The following is a 19,130-nucleotide window of genomic DNA, read 5'->3' on the forward strand; positions in this document are numbered from 1 at the left end:
ACGGAGGCGTTGTCGATCACCCGGTTGATCACCATCTCGGTGACCTCCGGGGTCACCTCTACCGGATCGGTTGCCACCTCGGCGATCTTCCAGGCCAGCTGGCTTCCCCTGGCGAGATTCTCGTCGCTGCGGTGTACTCGTACGTTGTGGAGCTGCACGATGAATCCTTTCGGTCAGTCGGCCCGGTTGGCCGTCTCCTCATCAATCGCCGCGAGGACGCTGGTGAGGCTCTGGTGGAGATGGACATGGGTCGCGTGGGCGGCCAGGTTGGCGTCGCCGGCGATGATCGCGTCGATGATCAGGAGGTGTTCGGTCGCGGCCGCCCGCAGGCGGGCCTGGTTGCCCCTGGCCAGTCGGCGGATGCGGGAAAGGTGGGTGCGTACGGCATCGAGGGCGCCGACCAGGTACGGGTTGGCGCCGGCCGTGTCGATGGCCCGCTCGAGGTCGTCGATCAGGTCGTAGTAGCGGTGGATGCCGTCCTCGCCCTGGAGGAGCAGCTCGGGAGCCGACACGAACTGTTCGCGGAGGGCCCGGAAGACGGCGGGGTCGCGGCGCAGTGCCGCGAGCCGGGCGGCCTGCTCTTCGAGCGCCTGGCGCAGCTCGTACAGCTCGCGGATCCGCTCGATCGAGATCTCGGTGACCACAAACCCCCGACCGCTGCGCCCGGCCACGAGTCCGTCCGAAATGAGCCGGGCCACAGCCGCCCGCAGCGGGGTGCGCGAGACGCCGATGCGCGCGGCCTGCTCCACCTCGAGCAGGCCCGTACCGGGCGGGAGGTCCCCATCGAGAATCTCGACGCGCAGCTGCCGGTAGGCCCGTTCGCTGGCGGTGAGCGGCTCGCTCGCGGTGACAGGCTCGCGGACCCCAGAATCGGTTTGTGTATACACAACGGTCATACTATGCGCTTCAGGCGTCAATTGTGCAATACTTCGAGCATCCTTTGTATACAGAGGGCTCAATGGAGAGGTTCAACATGACGGGCGAACCACACGCCGGCTACCGCGAGACCTGGGCGCGGAGCATCGAATCGCCGGGCGAGTTCTGGCTCGATGCCGCGCGCGGAATCGACTGGGTCACTCCCCCGACCGTCGCCCTGGACGAGCGCGCCCCCGGCGCCGCGCACTGGTTTCCCGACGGGGAGCTGAACACGAGCTACAACGCCCTCGACCGGCATGTGCTCGCCGGCCGCGGCGACCAGGCCGCCCTGATCTACGACTCGGCCATGACCGGCACGAGGCTGTCGCTCAGCTACAGCGAGCTGCTCGAGCGCGTGGCCCGGTTCGCCGGAGTGCTCCGCGCCAACGGCGTGGACAAAGGCGACCGCGTGATCATCTACCTGCCGATGATCCCGGAGGCCATCGTCGCCATGCTGGCCTGCGCCCGCATCGGTGCCATTCACTCCGTCGTCTTCGGCGGCTTTGCCGCCAACGAACTGGCCGTGCGCATCGACGACGCCGGCCCCGGCGTCATCGTCACCGCCTCCGGCGGCCTCGAACCGGGTCGTGCGGTCGAATACCTCCCGCTCGTGCAGCGCGCCCTGAAGCTCAGCGCCGGATCGGTGAAGACCGTCATCGTGCGTGGCCGTGACGCGGTTCCCGGCAGCGCAGCCGACTACACCGACGACACCCACGCCACCTGGCTGGACTGGGCCGACGAGGAGGCGACGGCCACCCCGGCCGGGCCGGTCAGCCTGCGCTCAGGCGACCCGCTGTACATCCTCTACACCTCAGGAACCACCGGCAGCCCCAAGGGGATCGTGCGCGACAACGGCGGGCACGCCGTCGCCCTGGCCTGGTCGATGCGCAACATTTACGACGTCGGTCCCGGCGACGTGTACTGGGCCGCCTCCGACGTCGGCTGGGTGGTCGGCCACTCCTACATCGTTTACGCCCCGCTTCTGGTCGGCGCCACCACGGTGATCTACGAGGGCAAGCCGATCGGCACACCGGATGCCGGGGCCTTCTGGCGTGTCGTCGAGGACTACAAGGTCAAGGTGCTGTTCACCGCCCCGACCGCGATCCGCGCCATCCGGCGGGTCGACCCGGGGCTGCGCGAGCTGGCGAAGCACGACGTGTCCAGCCTGGACAGCCTGTTCCTGGCCGGTGAGCGCCTCGACCCGGAAACGTTCCACTGGGCCAACAACGGCCTGCACTGCCCGGTCGTCGACCACTGGTGGCAGACCGAGACGGGCTGGGCGATCTGCGCGAACCCGCGCGGCATCGAGGCCCTCCCGACCAGGCCCGGGTCGGCCACCGTGCCCGTGCCCGGTTACGACATCGAGATCCTCGACTCGAAGGGCAAGCCGGTCAAGCGGGGGAAAGAAGGCAACATCGCCATCCGCCTGCCCCTGCCGCCGGGCACCCTGATGGGGGTCTGGGGCAGCGAGGACCGGTACACGAGCGCCTACCTGTCGGCCTTCCCTGGCTACTACGCGACCGGGGACTCCGGCCACTTCGACGAGGACGGTTACCTGTACGTGATGGGCCGCACTGACGATGTGATCAACGTGGCCGGCCACCGTTTGTCGACCGGCTCCCTCGAGGAGGTGCTCACCCTGCATCCGGCCGTCGCGGAGTGCGCGGTCCTCGGCGTGCACGACGCGCTCAAGGGGCAGCGCGCTGCCGGTTTTGTCACGCTGAAGGCCGGCGAGCAGATCGACCACGACACCCTCGCCGCCGAACTCATCGGGCTGGTCAGGGAGCACGTCGGCCCGGTCGCGGCCTTCCGCGACGTGACCATCCTGGAACGGCTGCCGAAGACCCGCTCAGGCAAGATCCTGCGCAAGACGATCCGGCAGATCGTGGACGGCGAGCCGTACACGGTTCCGCCGACCATCGAGGATCCGACCGTGCTCGACGACCTGCAACGGGCCGTCCACGGCGCCGGCGAAGGCAGCTGACAGCAGTCCTGGGTCGGTCAGTCCCGCATCCGCAGTTCGCCCCGGCCTTCGTCCACCCTCCGCGAGGGTGAGCTGGGTCCCACGACATGGTCCTGTGTCGGTGCGAGGGCTAGGTTGAACCTGTTGAGAGGCACATGCCGGTCACGCAGGGGCGAGGACTCCGGGCCAACGGGGCGGGAGGTGGCGATGATGAGCGGTCTGCGCGCCAGGAAGGCCACCAGTGCCGTGGCGTGGAGGCTCGCCGGGATCGTGCTGACGTTCCTCGGTCTCGCCGTGATCGGGTACTGCTCCCTCTACCTCGTCAGGCACTTCACGACCGGCTGGAATCCCGAGGGAACCGACTTCGCGAACACCACGACGTCCTTGTGGTTGGCACTGTTTGTGTTCGGCGTGGGACCCACCGCCTATGGCTTGAATGTGGTGATCTCGGGGACACGAACCGGTGAACCGCCCCCGGTTGAGGCATCGGCGAGGCTGATACGCACCCTTGCTCCCGGTGGCTCGTCCTCGGTGGCTGTGACGCCCGACGGGGCGTGCGCCCTGGGCTGCGGGAGCAACGGGCCAACCACGGTCTGGGACCTGTCAACGGGGCGCCCGCTTCGGACGCTTGACGCGCACGCCATGGTGTTCGCGCTCGCGGTGACACCCGATGGACAATCCGTTGTGTCAGGGTCCTCCGACACGACGGTGCGGGTGTGGGATCTGACGTCCGGGCGCCTGCTTCACACCCTGGCGGGCCACAAGAAGCCAGTGCGCACGGTGGTTGTGACTCCCGACGGGCGCTGGGCTGTTTCCGGCTCCGAGGATTGGACGCTTCGAGTCTGGGATCTGGCATCGGGGGCGGCGGTGAGCACCTTGCCGGGCAACCGCTTTGTTGGGGGCGTCGCCGTGAGCCCCGACGGGCGCCTGGTTCTCTCCGGCTGCACCGACAGGACAGTGCGGGTGCTTGAGCTGGCCTCCGGGGCGACGGTGCAAACCCTGAAGGGTCACGCAGGTCCGGTCTGGGCGCTCGCTGTGACTCCCGACGGGCGAAGGGTTGTGTCCGGATCGTCCGACAAGACCCTGCGGGTGTGGGATCTGGCATCCGGGCGCCCAGTGCAGACCCTGGCGGGCCACACCAAGAAGGTCTCGGCCATTGCGGTGACTCCCGACGGGCGCAGGGTAGTGTCCGGGTCCTCCGACAAGACCCTGCGGGTGTGGGACCTGGCCTCCGGGCGCCTGCTCCACACCCTGGAAGGCCACCTCACCGCTGTCCAGGCCGTTGCAATCACCCCTGACGGCCGCTTCGCCGTCTCCGGCTCCTCCGACGGAACGCTCCGGGTCTGGGACATTGCTGACTGAGCCCGGATCCGGGGTCGGTCAGTCCCGCATCCGCAGTTCGCCCCGGGCGATCCTCGTCGGCGCCGCCTGGGCGACCGGTTTGATCGTGATCAGGTCGAGGTTGACGTGTGCCGGGCGCTCCACGCTCGAGACGATCGTCTCGGCGATGTCCTCCGCAGTGAGCGGGTTCGGAATGTTCTCGTACGCCGCGACCGCCTTCTCCGCGTCGCCGCCGAAGCGCACGAGGCCGAATTCGTCGGTCTTGACCATGCCGGGGGCGATCTCGATCACCCGGATGGGTTCGCCGTTCAGTTCAAGGCGAAGCACCTCCGTCATCGCGTGCGCGGCGGACTTTGCCGCGTTGTAGCCGCCGCCGCCGAGGTAATTGACGTGGCCGGCGATCGAGGTGATGGTCACGATGTCGGCCGAGCCGCCGCCCGACGAGATTCCGGCACGCAGGAGGGGCAGCAGGGCGCTGGTCACCCGTTTCACGGCGAGCACGTTGATCTCGAACATCCAGGCCCAGTCCTCGATCTTCGAGTTCTCGACGCTGTCCAGGCCCAGGGCGCCGCCGGCGTTGTTGACCAGGGCGTGCACCGGGCCGGTCGCGGCCAGGAAATCGCGCAGCGCGTCGACGTCGGCCTGCCGGGTCAGGTCGGCCGTGAAGACCTGTGCGCCGGTCTCCTCGGCGAGCGCCGCGAGACGGTCGGCACGCCGCGCGACCCCGACGACGTCCCACCCTCGAAGCCGGAACAGGCGCACGCTGGCCGCCCCGATTCCCGAACTTGCACCGGTTACGACCACTCTGCGTGTACCCATTCTTCTATTCTGCAGGGAGAATGGGGCTAATGAGCACCACAGGCGCAGCCGCAACGACAGCCCAGAAGAGGCGGGTCCCGATCTGGGACAACGCCCGCTGGATCGCGATCACCCTCATGGTGATGGGTCACGCCATCCTCAAACTCATTGCCGAGTCGGATGTCGCCTACGAGGCGTACCTGTTCATCTACGCGTTCCACGTGCCCCTGTTCGTGGCCGTGAGCGGGTATTTCGCCAAGTCGGGGCCGCCCGGCACCCGGCAGTTGCACCGGCTGCTGACCGACATCGTCTTCCCGTACCTGATCTTCGAAACGATCTGGACGCTCGTGCGCTGGCTGCTCGGCGGCAACTTCTGGCTCGATTACGCGACTGCCTCCTGGACGCTGTGGTTCCTGATCGCGATCGCGATCTGGCGGATCTCGCTGCCCTACCTGGTGTTGCTCCGCTATCCGCTGCTGATCAGCATCCTCATCTCCGTCGGCGCCGGCTACATCGAGTCGCTCGACGCGACCTTCACCCTCACCCGAACCCTGGGCCTGCTGCCCTTCTTCGTCTTCGGCTGGCACCTGCGCCAGCGCCAGCTCACCGGCCGCTGGCTGGCCCTCGGCCCCCGGGTGGTGTGGCGCTGGCGCGCGGCCGCCCTGGCCCTGTTCACCGCCCTGGCGGTCGTCATCGTGCTGAGCATCGACCGGCTGCGCGAGCTGAAGGTTCGCCGCTTCCTGCTCTATGACGAGTCGTACGGCACGATCGGATACGACCAGGTCTGGGCCGGCGTCATCCGTCTCTGCCTCATCCTGCTCGCCTTCGGCCTGATCGTGGCGTTCCTGGTGCTCGTGCCCCGACGCCTCACCTGGTTCAGCAAGCTGGGCGCCGCCACCATGTACATTTACCTGCTGCACAGCTTCGTCTTGTTCCCGTTCCGCGAGTCGGGCGTGCTGGACGGCCCACAGCCGGCCTGGGTGCTCCCCGCCATGATGCTGCTCAGCGTGGGGATCTCGGTCCTGCTCTCGCAGGGCGTCGTGCGGAGGGTGTTCCGGCCGCTCGTCGAACCGCGTGCGCGCTGGCTGTTCCGCAGGGAACCGGCCACCCTCACCGGGACAATCGTGCTCCCCCCGGGCGAACCGCGCTGATCGCAGCGGCGTCCGCCCCGGCAAATCGGTCGGTCCGGCGCAGATGTGACGCCGTGTTTCGGGCACCGTTGCCGGTGTGGACCTGCGTGTTTAGGCTCGCTGCAGAGCGATGGACGGTCCACGCCCGCCCCGGACCCAAGGGAGACCCACCTCATGAGCGATAACACTTCAGCCTGGAAGTTCGAAACCAAGCAGGTTCACTCCGGCGCCAGGCCCGACCCGGTCACCAACGCGCGGGCCACGCCGATCTACCAGACCACCTCGTACGTGTTCAACTCCGCGCAGCACGCCCAGAACCTGTTCGCGCTGGCCGAGTTCGGCAACATTTACACGCGCATCCAGAACCCCACGCAGGCGGTCGTCGAAGAGCGCGTCGCGGCCCTCGAGGGCGGCACCGCTGCGCTGCTGCTGGCGTCCGGCCAGTCGGCGACGACGTTCGCGGTGCTCAACATCGCCCAGGCCGGCGACCACATCGTGTCGTCCAGCTCGATCTACGGCGGCACCTACAACCTCTTCAAGTACACGCTCGCCAAGCTCGGCATCGAGACGACGTTCGTGGAGAACCAGGACGACGCCGACGAGTGGCGCCGCGCGGTTCGCCCCAACACCAAGCTCTTCTTCGCGGAGACCATCGGCAACCCGAAGATCAACGTGCTCGACATCTCCCTCGTGGCCGATGTCGCCCACGAATCGGGCGTGCCGCTGATCGTCGACAACACGATCGCCACCCCGTACCTGATCCGCCCGTTCGAGCATGGCGCGGACATCATCGTGCACTCCGCCACGAAGTTCCTCGGCGGGCACGGCGCGGTCATCGGCGGCATCGTCGTCGACGGCGGAAAGTTCGCCTGGTCGAAGAACGTGGAGAAGTTCCCCGGACTCACCGAGCCCGACCCGTCGTACCACGGCGCCAGCTACACGGGCGCGGTCGGCGACGGGATCGCGTACATCATCAAGGCGCGCGTGCAGCTGCTGCGCGACCTCGGCGCCGCGATCGCGCCGGCCAGCGCCTGGCAGCTCATCCAGGGCATCGAGACCCTCAGCCTCCGGGTAGAGCGCCACACGCAGAACGCCCAGGAGATCGCCGAGTGGCTCGAGAACCACGCCGCGGCGTTCGGGCGTGTACACACTGGAACCGGCGAGCGAATCCACCCTCGGCAACACGCTCGAGTCGGTCAAACAGCGCTTCGGCCGGATGGGGCTGGAGGTGGACTGGCACGGCAGCGGGCAGGTCCTGCTGCCCAGCACGGTCCTCGATTCCTTCCTGCTCGCCCTCGGCGAGTGCCTGGAGAACGTGCGTCGCCACTCCGGCGTCAAACGTGCCGATGTGACGATCACGGATGACGACACCACCGTCCGCGCGATGGTCACCGACGCCGGGGTCGGCTTCGACCTCGACGGAGTCGGCAGCGAACGCCTGGGCTTCACCGAGTCGGTCGTGGCCAGGCTCCGGGACGTCGGCGGCAACGCCCGCCTGTTCTCGTCGCCCGGGTCGGGCACGACGGTTGTGCTCGAGGTGCCCAAGTGAGCCGCCCGACCGTGGAACCGGGCGCGGTCATTCCGGGCGCGGTCGCTCCGGGCGCGGTCAGCCGTGCCGCCGTGACCCCCGGCGCCGCAGGCCAGGCCCCAGCGAGTCCCGGCGCCACACGCCCGGACGCGCGCCGGAGCCTGCGCCGGACGGGCCGCATCGTCAAGGCCGCCCGCGCCGACCCGAACGGCCTCGGCGGCCGGCACCTGGGTGTCGGACTGGTCTTCAGCGGCGGATCGATCGCCGTCTTCCTGTTCTGGCGCTTCGTGGTGCAACTGCCCGGCACGCCGAGCCCGCTGCCGAGCCTGGCCGCCTGGCTGATCCTGCTCATCGCTACGGTCTTCACGGTCGCGGTCGTGCAGAGGTCGTCCACGCGGATGCCGCCCTGGCTGTTCACGTTCGCGCTCATCACCGGCGCGGTTGTCGTCATCCTCGACCTGGCCGGGTCGGCCGGCCGGTCCTACGCCGACGTCTACCCCACCGCTGCCCCGGCCGTCGGGGCGTTGCTCACCGGCCTGGTCACCCTGCGCGAGCCCCGCGATGTGCTCGCGGCAACGGGGGTGCTCGGTGTGCTGACGGCCGGTGCGGCACTCCTCGAGGACCGCGCCAGCCTGCTCACCCTGGCCCCCGAAATCCTCAGCATCGCCCTCGGCATCGTCCCGCCGGTGCTCGGCGTGATCATCGTGCGGTCGTTTCGGCGGATGGTGGAGCTGGAACTGGACCTGGTCCTGGTGCAGAGCACCGTCTCCCAGCCCCGCTACGCCGTCGGCATGCTCGCCTCGGAGGAGCTGGCCCGGCTCGACCTGGACGCCGAGACGCTCCTCGACGACGTCGCGCAGGGGCGCACTCCCCTGCCGCTGGCACCGGAGACCTCATCCACTGCGGCTTCCCTCGCGACGCAGCTGCGGCTCCACCTCATCAACGGCCGCACCGAGACCTGGCTGCACCACGCCGTCACCGAATCGGAGTTCCTCGGCCCGTCCGTGACGGTGCAGGACCCATCCGGGCTCGCCGGGCTGCTGGCGCCGAGCCAGCGCGATGCCCTCCTGCTCACGATCTGGCTGTTGATCAGCGACACCGCCCGGACCGCGTCGACGGTTTCGCTCACTTTGGGGCCGATATCGCCGACCCATGGCACGGTTTCTCGCAAGAAGGTCCGATTCCCGATCGAATTGATGACGACAGGTGTGCCACGCCGCCGAGTAGACCCCGAGACGTGGCAAGCTATCCGAATAGTCGGCCCTCACGTCGATACCATTCGGGACGGAAGTCTTCGAGTGGATATCGAATGCAGTGTCGACAATCCCGCGGACGCCTAGGATTCCCAAGTGGCCTACCGGGCTCAGAGGCAGTTGGAGGAAGCAGTGACGCACAGCAACGGTCCCATCCGCTTGGCCCTGGTCGACGACCACCGAATGCTCCTGGGTGCCCTCACCGAGTGGATCCGCGGCGCTGCCGACGACATCGACATGGTGGCCGCCGTGACGACCTGGCCGGAGCTGCTCACCCACCCCGAGTTCCCGGTCGATGTCGTGCTGCTCGACCTCGACCTCAAGGACAACATCCCCGTGTCGCTGAAGATCTCGACACTGAAGACGACGGGCGTCAAGACCGTGCTCATGAGCACCTACTCCGAGCCGGCCCTGGTGCGGGAGGCACTCGCCGCCGGCGCGCTCGGCTACCTCGTCAAGAGCGAAGAGGCCGGCATGATCGTCGAGGCGATCCGCGCGGCCTACAACGGCGAATCGTACATCTCGGCCGAACTCGACCTCGCCCTCAACGCCGGCTCAGACGGGGACTCCCCTCGCCTGAGCGCGCAGGAGCGCCGCGTGATGGCACTCTACGGCGCCGGTGAGCCCGTGAAGGCCGTGGCCTACCAGCTGGGCATCTCCGAGGAAACGGCCAAGTCGTACCTCAAGCGCATCCGGGAGAAGTACCGCCTGGCCGGCCACGACGTCGGCACGAAGGTCGCCCTGCGCAAGCGCGCCATCCGCGACGGAATCCTGCTCCAGACCGACTAACCGCCCGGCAAGTGTGCCCGTAACCAGGTGGCCGGCACGACCGTGATCGCCGCGGTTCCGTAGGGCACGTGCACGCCCAACCGCCGGCGTGAACGGTCGATGGCGAAGGTCACGACCGCGAGCAGGATGCCGAGCCCGCTGAGCCCAAGCCCGATCCACACCGGGGCGACGTACCCCAGGCCGGCCGCGATGGCGACGCCGCCGAGGTAGGCACCGAGGGCGTTTCCGACGTTGAGCGCCGAGTGGTGCAGTGCCGCGGCGATCGACTGGCTGTCGTGCGCGACATCCATCAGCCGGGTCTGGATCGTCGGCCCCAGGGCCGCAGCCGCCGCGCCGACCAGGAACACGCCCGCCAGCAGCCCGGCCAGGAATCGCGCGGAGAGCGCCAGCGCGGAGAGCGCGACCACCAGGACGCCGAAGGCTCCGTACATCGTGCGCCGCACGCTGCGGTCGGCGAGCACGCCGCCGACCAGGTTGCCGATGGTCATGCCGGCGCCGATAACGACGAGCACGATCGGCACGGCCCAAGCGGCCAGGCCGGTGACGTCCATCACCAGCGGGGAGACGTAGGTGTACACGGCGAAGAGGCCGCCGAAACCGATGGCGCCGATCAGGAGCGCCAGCCAGACCTGCCGCCGGCCGAGCGCGCGCAGTTCTCTCCGGATGCTGCTGTGCGGGTTCCCTGGCTGGAAGGGGACGACCAGGGCGACGGCCAGGAAGGTGAGCGCGAAGATGCCCGCCACGGCGAGGTACGCCACGCGCCATCCGGCGACCTGGCCCAGCCAGGTGATCGCAGGGACGCCGATCACGTTGGCGATGGTCAGGCCGGAGAGCACCACGGCGATGCCCCTGGCCCGTTTGCCCGGCCCCATCAGGTCGGCCGCGACGAGGGAGGCGATACCGAAGTAGGCGCCGTGCGGGAGCGCCGCGACGAACCGAGCCGCGAGCACCAGCCCGAAGCTCGGCAGCAGGGCGGAGGCGATGGTCCCGAGCGTGAAAGCGACGAGCAGGGCGAGCAGCAGTTTCTTCCGCGGCCAGCGGGTTGCGGCCGCGGCGATGGTCGGCGCCCCGACGACGACGCCCAGCGCGTAAGCGGTGATGAGCCAGCCCGCCTGCGCGTTGGCGACATCCGGCTGCGCCGCGTGAAGCCCCGGCAGCAGGTCCGCGGCGAGGTTGGGCAGCAGGCCCATGGCCACGAACTCGGTCGAGCCGATCGCGAAGCCGCCCAGGGCCAGGGCGAAGAGGGCAAGACGAATACGGGCCGGCGACAGCTGCGTCGGCCCGTGGGTGGAGGGGGGCATGCCTCCAGCCTACGGCGTGGTGTCCCGGCCTTCCCTGAGCGCGGCTTCCAGGCGCTCGACCTTGCCGGTCAGCTCGCCGGTTCGGCCGGTTCGGATGTCTGCCTTGAGCACGAGGGACACCCTCGGCCCCCAGGCTGCGACGGCCTCGGTCGCGGCCTTGACTACCGCGAACACCTCGTCCCACTCCCCCTCGATCGTCGTGAACATCGAGTCGGTGTGGTTGGGCAGGCCGGATTCGCGCACCACGCGCACCGCCGCGGCGACGGCGCTGTGCACCGATCCCTCCGCGTCGTTGGCACCGGACGGGGCTACTGAGAATGCGACCAACATGGTTACTCCTTCGGATCGGGGGTGAGCCGGCGTGCGCCGGTCCGGTAGTCGGGACGTGGGGATCGCCAGATCTCCCGGATCGCCCAGCCGAGCAGGACGACCTCGAGCAGGTTCCGCAGCGTGAGCAGCAGGACCATGGCGGGGTGCGCCAGAAGCAGCCAGTCGTAGAGGTGCGGGTAGATCAGCTGGGTCAGGCCGGCCAGGACGGCGACCAGCACAGCGGGCGTCCGCCAGGCGCCGGGGCGCACCAGCAGCCCGAAAATGACGGGGGCGACCAGCCAGCCCATGAACTGCGGCGACCCCACCTTGTTGAAGACGATCAGGGTCAGCACGAGGGCCAGCAGCAGCGGCGGATAGAGGCGGTCGAAACCGGCACCGTCCCGCATGGCGCGCCAGCCGAGCAGCAGCACGGCGACGACGGCGAGCGCCAGGAGGGGCGTCATCAGCACGATGGCGAGATCGATGCCGGGCCCGGTCACCTGGTAGGTCAGGATCTCGTGGTCGTAGTAGAGGAAACTGCCCGGCAGCCCGGCGGCAGCCTGCCACATCCAGGCGAGCCCCACCGATGATTCGATCTGGATGCCGCGACCGGTCTGCTCGGTGACGAAGCTGAACACGGTGAGGCCGCTGCCGAGGATGAGGGCGATCAGCACGATCACGGCGCTCGTTCCGGCGGCGGTTCCCAGCACCCGGCCGCGGTCCCTCGACGCGACGACCAGGGCGGCGACCGCCGCGAACGGCCACACCTTCACCCAGGTTGCGATCGTGAGCAGCGCCGCCCCCCAGAGCGGGCGCGATTCGAGCAGGAGCAGGGCCACGATCACGATCGGCACGGTGACCGAGTCGATCCGGGCCAGGGCGACGGGCCCGAGCAGGAGCAGGAAGCCGAGCCACCACCAGGCCGCACGGGTCGCGGCCTCCCCCGGGCGACGGAGCAGCAGCGCGAAGGCGGCGGCATCCAGCAGCGTGACGATACCGAGCCAGGTGGCCGCGTACAGCGCCGGTCCGAAGGCGAGAGCGAGGATGATCGGCCCGAACGCCAGGATCGGGTAGACGAAGGGCGTGTCGATACCGACCTGGAAGCGCCCCGACGCGGCCCCTTCGGCCCAGGACCGGTACACCTGCTCCACGTCACCGAGCGGCCAGCCCGGGCTGACGAAACAGAGCAGGATCAGCAGCGCGTGCACGAGCCCGAATGCGCTCCAGAGCGCGGTCCGCCTCGCGCCGAAGGGCCGGCCGCGAACGACGGCGGCCGGGGCGTCCGGGGCGGTCACGTTCACTCTCCCCCGCGCGCGCCCAGCAGCTCCGCGATCGCCCCGGGCACCGCCTCGGCCACATCGAGGGCGGCGATCGGCCCGCCGGCCGAGGCCCGGTCGGCGGCCAGCGCCTGGATCAGCGCTGCGGTCGCGGCCAGCGCGGCGATCGATTCGGCATCAGCCGCGATCCGGTCGGAGTGGGTCGCGAGCAGGGCTCCGAGGATGCCCCCGAGCACGTCGCCGGATCCGGCCGTCGCCAGCCAGGCCGGCGCGGTCGAGACGGTCAGGAGCGCGCCGGAGGGCGAGGCGACGTGGGTCACGGCGCCCTTGAGCAGCACCGTCACCCGCAGCGCCTCAGCCGCGCGGATGGCCCACTCGCCGGGGGCGGTCGCGATCTCGGCGGCGGTCACCGGGCTTCCGCCCGCGGTGAGCAGGCCGGCCAGTTCGCGGAAGTGCGGGGTGATCACCGTCGGCCCGGTCGCCCGGCCGGCCAGGGCCAGGGCCCCGGCGTCGCAGACGGTGGGCAGCCCCTCGGCGAGGGCGCGCTCGAGCGCCGCAGTGGCCCCGGCACCGCGCTCCCTGGGGTTCATGCCGGAGCCCAGCAGCCAGGCCTGAACCCGGCCCGGGACGGTGACGACCTCCGGCCGACGCTGGAGCACGAGGGTCGATGCGCGTTCGGGGCCGAGGTAGCGCACGAGGCCGACGCCGGTGCGCAGCGCCGCCTCGACGCCGAGGACCGCCGCGCCCGGGTAGTCATCGGAGCCCGTGTGAATCCCCAGGACCCCGCGGGAGTACTTGTCGTCGGTGCGCCCCGGCACGGCGATCCAGTCCCGAGCCTGCTCGGCTTCCCATTCCAGCCATCCCCGCCGTTTTGCCATGCCCCCACGATAGGTTGTTTCGAGATCGATTGGTCAGTCGCGCCCTGCGCCCGACCGTCACCCGCGCCCCCCAAGGATCCCAGTGACCACTGCCGCCCTGTTCGAACCGCTGAGCGTGCGCGGAGTCACCTTCCGAAATCGCCTGTGGGTCGCCCCGATGTGCCAGTACGCCATTGCCAAAAAGGACGGCGTCCCCGGAGACTGGCACCTGGTGCACCTCGGCTCGATGGCCGCCGGCGGCGCCGGCCTCGTCATTGCGGAGGCGAGCGCGGTCAGCCCCGAGGGTCGCATCTCCGACGTCGACACCGGCCTCTGGAACGACGCGCAGGCCGAGGCCTGGACCCGGATCGTGCGCTTCATCCACTCGCAGGGAGCGGCAGCGGGCATCCAGCTCGCCCACGCCGGCCGTAAGGCATCGGTCTGGCCCGCGTGGGGCGCGGATCGACACGGGACGATGGCGGAGGAGGACGGCGGCTGGCAGACCGTGTCGGCCACGGCTGTGCCGTTCCCCGGATACGACGCCCCGGTTGCCCTGGACGCGGCCGGGATCGACGCCGTCATCCGCGATTTCGCTGCCGCCGCCCGTCGAGCGGTGGGCGCCGGCTTCGACGTCGTCGAGATCCATGCCGCGCACGGCTACCTGCTGCACCAGTTCCTCTCCCCCCTGAGCAACCACCGCACCGACGAGTTCGGCGGGTCGCTGGAGAACCGCGCCCGGCTGCTCCTCAGCGTGGTCGAGGCGGTGCGCTCCGCGATCGCGGACACCGTTCCCCTGCTGGTGCGGTTCTCCGCGACCGACTACGCGCCGGGCGGATGGGACGAGCGGCAGACCGCCACGGTGGCCGGCTGGGCGGCCGCGGCCGGGGCCGACTTCTTCGACATCTCCTCCGGAGGCAACGTCTCGGGCGTGCGCATCCCGCTCTCGCCCGGCTACCAGGTGCCGCTTGCGGCATCCGTCAAGGCCGAGGCGGATGTCAGGGTCAGCGCGGTCGGACTCATCACGACCGCGGCCCAGGCCGAACTGATCGTGGCGTCGGGCCAGGCCGACGCGGTGATGCTCGGCCGCGAGCTGATGCGCGACCCGCACTTCCCCCTGCGGGCCGCGCACGAACTCGGCGTCACCCTCGACTACTGGCCGCCGCAGTACCTTCGCGCCCAGTGGCCGGAACCGGAGGACCGGGCTACGTCTGCTGCGTGAGGCAGAGGGTGTTGCCCTCACTGTCGATGAACCAGGAGCCGCGCTCGCCGTCCATCGTCGCGACCCCGTTCTCCGTCTTCAGCCCGGGCAGGTCGTACTCCTCGAAGACGACTCCGCGACCGCGCAACTCCGCCATCTCGGCCTCGATATCGGCAGTTGTCCAGCACATCTGGGTGTTCCTGGCCGTGCCCGCGTTACTCGTTTCGTAGAGCAGGAACGCGGCCCCGGACGCCATCCGGTAGACGAGGCCGCCGGGAGTCTCCTCCGCAACCTCCAGTCCCAGCTTGTCGCGGTAGTACTCCCTGGCGCGTCCCAGGTCCTTGGCCGGGAGCACCGCGATGAGCTCAGAATTCTTCAGCATGATTTGCCTCCTTCTTCAACCCCAGCGCACAGGCTACGCCGGGGTCGCGCCCGGCGCGAGGGGCCCGTTACTCTCGGCGGGTGGCATCCTGGACTTCGCCGACGAGCTCCTCGATGATGTCCTCGAGGAAGAGCACCCCGGTCGTCTCGCCGGCCGAGGTGAACGTCCTGGCCACGTGCGCCCCGGTGCGACGCATGGTCGCCAGCGCGTCCTCGAGTTCGGTGCCCTCGAAGATCGAGGCCAGCTGCCGGACGCGCTTGGCCGGGATCGGTTCGGCGTAGCTTCCCTGGCCGGCGCCGGCGGAGGCGTCGCCGTCGAGGTCGATGACGTCCTTGAGGTGGATGTACCCGGTGAGCTCCCGGCTCGGGTTGACCAGGACGTACCGGGAGAACCCGTGCTTGGAGACCGCCCTCTCCACGTCGGCGGGGCTGACCGGTTCCGGCAGGCTGACCAGCTTGGCCAGCGGCACCGCGACATCCTTCACCGTGCGGTTGGTGAATTCGAATGCGGCGCTGAGCGCGCCGCTGCCGTCGAACAGGAGGCCTTCCCTGGTCGACTGGCTGACGATGGTTGCGACCTCGTCCAGCGTGTAGGTGCTGGTCGCCTCGTCCTTGGGCTGCACGCCGAACAGTCGCAGCACCCCGTTCGCGGCCCAGTTGAGCGCGACGATCACAGGCTTCACGAGCCGCCCGAACAGCACGAGCGGCGGGGCGAAGATGAGCACGGCACGGTCCGGCACCGAGAACGACAGGTTCTTCGGCACCATCTCGCCCAGCACGACGTGCAGGTACGAGACCACCAGGAGCGTGATCGCGAAGGCGATCACCCCGATGGCCTCCTCCGGCAGCCCGGTCAGGGCAAGCGGGCCCTCGAGCAGGTGGTGGATCGCCGGCTCGGAGACGTTCAGGATCAGCAGCGAGCAGATCGTGATTCCCAGCTGCGTGGTGGCCAGCATCAGGGTGGCATTCTCCATCGCCCAGAGCGCGGTCTTGGCGCTCCGTTTCCCGGCTTCGGCGAGCGGTTCGATCTGGGATCGGCGCGCGGAGATCACGGCGAACTCGGCCGCGACGAAGAAGGCGTTGGCGGCGAGGAGCACCACCAGCCAGACGATTCCTGCCCAGTCGCTCATGCCTTGCCCCCCGCGCGCTCGGTCTCGGTTGGTGCCCGGCCGTCCGGTGTGAACCGGAGCCGGTCTATTCGGCGCCCGTCGAGGCGTTCCACGGTCAACTCTCCCCCTGGGATCAGCACGGTGTCGCCGACCACGGGCAGCCGGCCGAGTTCGCTCATCACGAAGCCGGCGACGGTTTCGTACGGCCCGTCCTCGGGCACGACGATGGCGGTGCGCTCGACCAGTTCGTCCGGGCGGAGCATGCCGGGGAAGGTGAGCGAATCCGGCGACCTGACCACCCCGGCGCGGGTGCGGTCGTGCTCGTCCGCCACCTCGCCGATGAGTTCTTCGACCAGGTCTTCGAGCGTGGCGACGCCGGCGGTGCCGCCGTATTCGTCGACCACGACCGCCATCTGGTAGCCGCGGCCCCGCAACTCGGCGAGGAGCCCGTCGAGTTTCATCGTCTCGGGCACGCGGAGGGCATCCGACTGCAGCGCGGAGACGGGGACATCCGCCCGGCGTCGCCTGGGCACGGCCACGGCCTGCTTGACGTGAACGATGCCGATCACGTCATCGACGCTCTCGTCGACGACCGGGAAGCGGGAGTAGCCGGTCTGCTTCGTCAGGTCGATGACGGCCTGGGCCGATGCGGTCCGCTGGATGCTGGCGACCCGCGGCCTCGGGGTCATCACGTCGGAGGCCGTGTGGCTCGAGAAGAGCAGGGTGCGGTGCAGCAGGGTCGCCGTGTCCTTCTTCAGCAGCCCGGCGCTGGCCGAACGGCGCAGCAGCGAGGACAGTTCCTCCGCCGTGCGCGCCCCGGAGAGCTCCTCCTTGGGTTCGATGCCGACCATCCGCAGCAGGCCGTTCGCGCTGCCGTTGAGAAGGACCACGGCCGGCTTGAACACGGTCGTGAACACCGTCTGGAACGGAATCACCAGCTTCGCGGTGTGGATCGGCAGGGCCAGGGCGAAGTTCTTCGGAACGAGCTCACCGATGATCATCGAGACCAGGGTGGCGATGACGATCGCGATGGTCGTCGCGATGACGGGCACGGTGGCCTCGGCGAAGCCCAGGCCGGTCAGCGGCGGGGTGAGCAGCGAGCTGAGGGCGGGTTCCATGGTGAAACCGGTCAGCAGCGTGGTGAGCGTGATGCCCAGCTGCGCGCTGGAGAGGTGGGTCGACGTGATCTTGAGCGCCGAGATGGTCAGGCCCAGACGCGTCTCGCCGCGGTCGCGCCTCGCCTCGAGCTCGGAGCGGTCGAGGTTGACCAGGGCGAACTCGCTGGCCACGAACAGGCCGGTGCCGACGGTCAGGAGCAGGCCGACGCCGAGCATCAGCCACTCAAACATGGCTTCCACCGCACGTCAAGTGGGAAAGCCCGGCCCGCGAACGCGCGGGGTGAGGGGGTAACGGACAGGGGCTGGGCGAAGCTGCAGGGTGGGGGTCGTCCATTATCTTTCAACTATACCGGCCGGGCACGAGCGGAGGTCGGCGCGCTCACCACGACACGTGCAGAGCCTTGCCCTCCTCGTAACCGGCCGCCGACTGCACCCCGACGCGGGCCCGTTCGTGGAACTCCTCGATCGTCGTCGCCCCCGCGTAGGTGAACGAGCTGCGCACGCCGGAGGTGATCATGTCGAGCAGGTCCTCGACCGATGGGCGGAGCGGGTCGAGGTAGATCTTCGAGCTGGAGATCCCCTCGGCGAACAGAGTCTTGCGGGCCAGCTCATAGGCGTCGAGGCGGTCGAAGCGCTGGCGGACGGCCTTGGTGGAGGCCATGCCCCAGCTTTCCTTGAACAGGGCTCCCGTGGCATCCGCGGACAGGGTGCCGGGCGCCTCGATCGTGCCGGCGAACCAGGAGCCGATCATGACGGATGCCGCCCCGGCCGCCAGCGCCAGGGCGACATCGCGGGGATAGCGCACCCCGCCGTCCGCCCAGACGTGGGCGCCGAGCTCCCGCGCGGCGGCGGCGGTCTCGAGCACCGCGGAGAACTGCGGGCGGCCGACCGCCGTCATCATGCGCGTCGTGCACATGGCCCCGGGACCGACACCCACCTTGACGATGCTGGCGCCGGCCTTGACCAGGTCGACCACGCCTTCGGCGGTGACGACGTTGCCCGCCACGATCGGAATGCCGAGGTCCAGGTCCGCGACGGTCCGGATGGCCGTGACCATCCCGGCCTGGTGGCCGTGCGCGGTGTCGATCACGATCACGTCGACGCCGGCCGCGGCGAGCGCACGGGCCTTGGCCGCGATGTCGCCGTTGAGGCCGAGCGCGGCGGCCACCCGCAGGCGGCCCTGGGCGTCGACAGCGGGCTCGTAGAGGGTGGCGCGCAGTGCACTCTTGCGGCTGAGCGTGCCGACGATCTCACCGTGATGCAGCACGGGCGCGAAGTCGAGGTCGGCGGCCGTCATCAGGTCGAACGCGCCCCGCGGGCCGTCGAGGTCGTCGGCGTCGAGGGAGGCCAGCGCACCGTGCAGGAGGTCGCCGAGGCGCGCATCCGGCAACGCGGTCGCCAGCCGGGAAGCGACGATGCAGCCGACGTAGCCGCCCTGCGCGTCGTGGATCAGGATTCCCTGCCCGTCCGCCGGCGGCACCTGGCGCAGCGCCATCGCCACGGTGTCTTCCGGGGCGAAAACGAAGGGTGTGTCGAACCGCACCGACTGCGCCTTGACCCAGCGGATGGCGGCATCGAGGTCCTGCAGGGGCATGTCCTGGGGCAGCACCCCGAGCCCGCCGCGGCGAGCGAGCGTGGCGGCCAGGCGCGGTCCGGTGACGGAGTTCATGTTCGCGGCGACGATGGGCAGGGTGGCGCCCGTCCCGTCTCCCGGAGCGAGGGAGACGTCGAGGCGACTCCTGACCTCCGATTGGCTCGGCACGAGGAAGACATCGGAGTAGGTCAGGTCGTTGCTCGGAAACGCTCCATAGAACTGCATGGAAATAAAGCTAGCCCTCCACGCCGATGAACGCAGCCGCTCCC

The 19,130-nt window shown here is 69.6% G+C and carries 18 protein-coding genes and 1 pseudogene; 8 read left to right on the top strand and 11 right to left on the bottom strand.

Annotated features, from left to right (window positions below):
- Positions 1-161 (bottom strand): annotated as a pseudogene (locus tag BLQ39_RS16120) (MmgE/PrpD family protein); the annotation flags it as partial.
- Positions 162-173: 12 nt separating this feature from the next.
- The gene (locus BLQ39_RS07660; protein ID WP_241977259.1) at positions 174-887 is read right to left on the bottom strand and encodes a GntR family transcriptional regulator; all 714 of its coding nucleotides are present in this window, start codon (positions 885-887) and stop codon (positions 174-176) included.
- An 86-nt stretch (positions 888-973) separates the two neighbouring features.
- On the opposite strand from BLQ39_RS07660, the gene BLQ39_RS07665 reads away from it, so the two are divergent.
- Positions 974-2,899, top strand: coding sequence for an acetate--CoA ligase (locus BLQ39_RS07665; protein WP_092323214.1), 1,926 nt, complete (start codon positions 974-976; stop codon positions 2,897-2,899).
- A gap of 189 nt (positions 2,900-3,088) precedes the next feature.
- Entirely contained in the window at positions 3,089-4,240 is a 1,152-nt protein-coding gene (locus BLQ39_RS07670) for a WD40 repeat domain-containing protein (RefSeq protein ID WP_166784353.1), read from the top strand.
- A gap of 18 nt (positions 4,241-4,258) precedes the next feature.
- On the opposite strand, the gene BLQ39_RS07675 is transcribed toward BLQ39_RS07670, so the two are convergent.
- Positions 4,259-5,038 (bottom strand): SDR family NAD(P)-dependent oxidoreductase, encoded by a 780-nt coding sequence (locus BLQ39_RS07675; RefSeq protein WP_174775371.1) that lies wholly within the window; start codon positions 5,036-5,038, stop codon positions 4,259-4,261.
- Positions 5,039-5,067: 29 nt separating this feature from the next.
- Here BLQ39_RS07675 and BLQ39_RS07680 point away from each other — a divergent pair, with 29 nt between their 5' ends.
- The 5 genes from BLQ39_RS07680 to BLQ39_RS07700 all read left to right on the top strand — a co-directional run bounded on the left by BLQ39_RS07680 (position 5,068) and on the right by BLQ39_RS07700 (position 9,717).
- Positions 5,068-6,168, top strand: coding sequence for an acyltransferase family protein (locus tag BLQ39_RS07680; RefSeq protein ID WP_241986978.1), 1,101 nt, complete (start codon positions 5,068-5,070; stop codon positions 6,166-6,168).
- 153 nt (positions 6,169-6,321) lie between these two features.
- Positions 6,322-7,512 carry an O-acetylhomoserine aminocarboxypropyltransferase/cysteine synthase family protein gene (locus BLQ39_RS07685; RefSeq protein ID WP_241986977.1) on the top strand — a complete coding sequence of 397 codons (1,191 nt, stop codon included), beginning with the start codon at positions 6,322-6,324 and terminating at the stop codon, positions 7,510-7,512.
- Complete coding sequence (locus BLQ39_RS16125; RefSeq protein ID WP_338419123.1) at positions 7,463-7,696, top strand: sensor histidine kinase; 234 nt, start codon at positions 7,463-7,465, stop codon at positions 7,694-7,696. Before BLQ39_RS07685 ends, BLQ39_RS16125 begins: the two co-directional genes overlap by 50 nt.
- The gene (locus BLQ39_RS07695) at positions 7,693-9,015 is read left to right on the top strand and encodes a hypothetical protein (RefSeq protein ID WP_092323025.1); all 1,323 of its coding nucleotides are present in this window, start codon (positions 7,693-7,695) and stop codon (positions 9,013-9,015) included. The genes BLQ39_RS16125 and BLQ39_RS07695 overlap by 4 nt, the downstream gene beginning before the upstream one ends.
- Positions 9,016-9,060: 45 nt before the next feature.
- The gene (locus BLQ39_RS07700; protein WP_092323027.1) at positions 9,061-9,717 is read left to right on the top strand and encodes a response regulator transcription factor; all 657 of its coding nucleotides are present in this window, start codon (positions 9,061-9,063) and stop codon (positions 9,715-9,717) included.
- Here the strand turns inward: BLQ39_RS07700 and BLQ39_RS07705 are convergent.
- The 4 genes from BLQ39_RS07705 to BLQ39_RS07720 are packed head-to-tail and all read right to left on the bottom strand — an operon-like array spanning position 9,714 to position 13,482.
- Positions 9,714-11,018 (bottom strand): MFS transporter, encoded by a 1,305-nt coding sequence (locus BLQ39_RS07705; protein WP_092323028.1) that lies wholly within the window; start codon positions 11,016-11,018, stop codon positions 9,714-9,716. The genes BLQ39_RS07700 and BLQ39_RS07705 overlap by 4 nt on opposite strands.
- A 9-nt stretch (positions 11,019-11,027) precedes the next feature.
- The gene (locus BLQ39_RS07710; RefSeq protein WP_092323030.1) at positions 11,028-11,348 is read right to left on the bottom strand and encodes a thiamine-binding protein; all 321 of its coding nucleotides are present in this window, start codon (positions 11,346-11,348) and stop codon (positions 11,028-11,030) included.
- Between the two features lie 2 nt (positions 11,349-11,350).
- Entirely contained in the window at positions 11,351-12,622 is a 1,272-nt protein-coding gene (locus BLQ39_RS07715; RefSeq protein ID WP_092323215.1) for a glycosyltransferase 87 family protein, read from the bottom strand.
- Positions 12,623-12,624: 2 nt separating this feature from the next.
- Positions 12,625-13,482, bottom strand: coding sequence for an ADP-dependent NAD(P)H-hydrate dehydratase (locus tag BLQ39_RS07720; protein ID WP_092323031.1), 858 nt, complete (start codon positions 13,480-13,482; stop codon positions 12,625-12,627).
- A gap of 82 nt (positions 13,483-13,564) precedes the next feature.
- Here BLQ39_RS07720 and BLQ39_RS07725 point away from each other — a divergent pair, with 82 nt between their 5' ends.
- Complete coding sequence (locus BLQ39_RS07725) at positions 13,565-14,680, top strand: NADH:flavin oxidoreductase/NADH oxidase (RefSeq protein WP_092323033.1); 1,116 nt, start codon at positions 13,565-13,567, stop codon at positions 14,678-14,680.
- On the opposite strand, the gene BLQ39_RS07730 is transcribed toward BLQ39_RS07725, so the two are convergent.
- The 4 genes from BLQ39_RS07730 to guaB1 form a co-directional block, all read right to left on the bottom strand.
- Entirely contained in the window at positions 14,664-15,041 is a 378-nt protein-coding gene (locus BLQ39_RS07730; protein WP_092323034.1) for a VOC family protein, read from the bottom strand. The genes BLQ39_RS07725 and BLQ39_RS07730 overlap by 17 nt on opposite strands.
- 67 nt (positions 15,042-15,108) lie before the next feature.
- Positions 15,109-16,170, bottom strand: coding sequence for a hemolysin family protein (locus tag BLQ39_RS07735; RefSeq protein WP_092323036.1), 1,062 nt, complete (start codon positions 16,168-16,170; stop codon positions 15,109-15,111).
- Positions 16,167-17,498 (bottom strand): hemolysin family protein, encoded by a 1,332-nt coding sequence (locus tag BLQ39_RS07740; RefSeq protein ID WP_092323037.1) that lies wholly within the window; start codon positions 17,496-17,498, stop codon positions 16,167-16,169. Before BLQ39_RS07740 ends, BLQ39_RS07735 begins: the two co-directional genes overlap by 4 nt.
- 148 nt (positions 17,499-17,646) lie before the next feature.
- Positions 17,647-19,086 carry a GMP reductase gene (guaB1, locus tag BLQ39_RS07745; protein ID WP_092323039.1) on the bottom strand — a complete coding sequence of 480 codons (1,440 nt, stop codon included), beginning with the start codon at positions 19,084-19,086 and terminating at the stop codon, positions 17,647-17,649.
- Positions 19,087-19,130 lie beyond the last annotated feature (44 nt).

The organism is Cryobacterium psychrotolerans, from assembly GCF_900101115.1.
In the GTDB taxonomy this organism is placed as follows: Bacteria; Actinomycetota; Actinomycetes; order Actinomycetales; family Microbacteriaceae; genus Cryobacterium; species Cryobacterium psychrotolerans.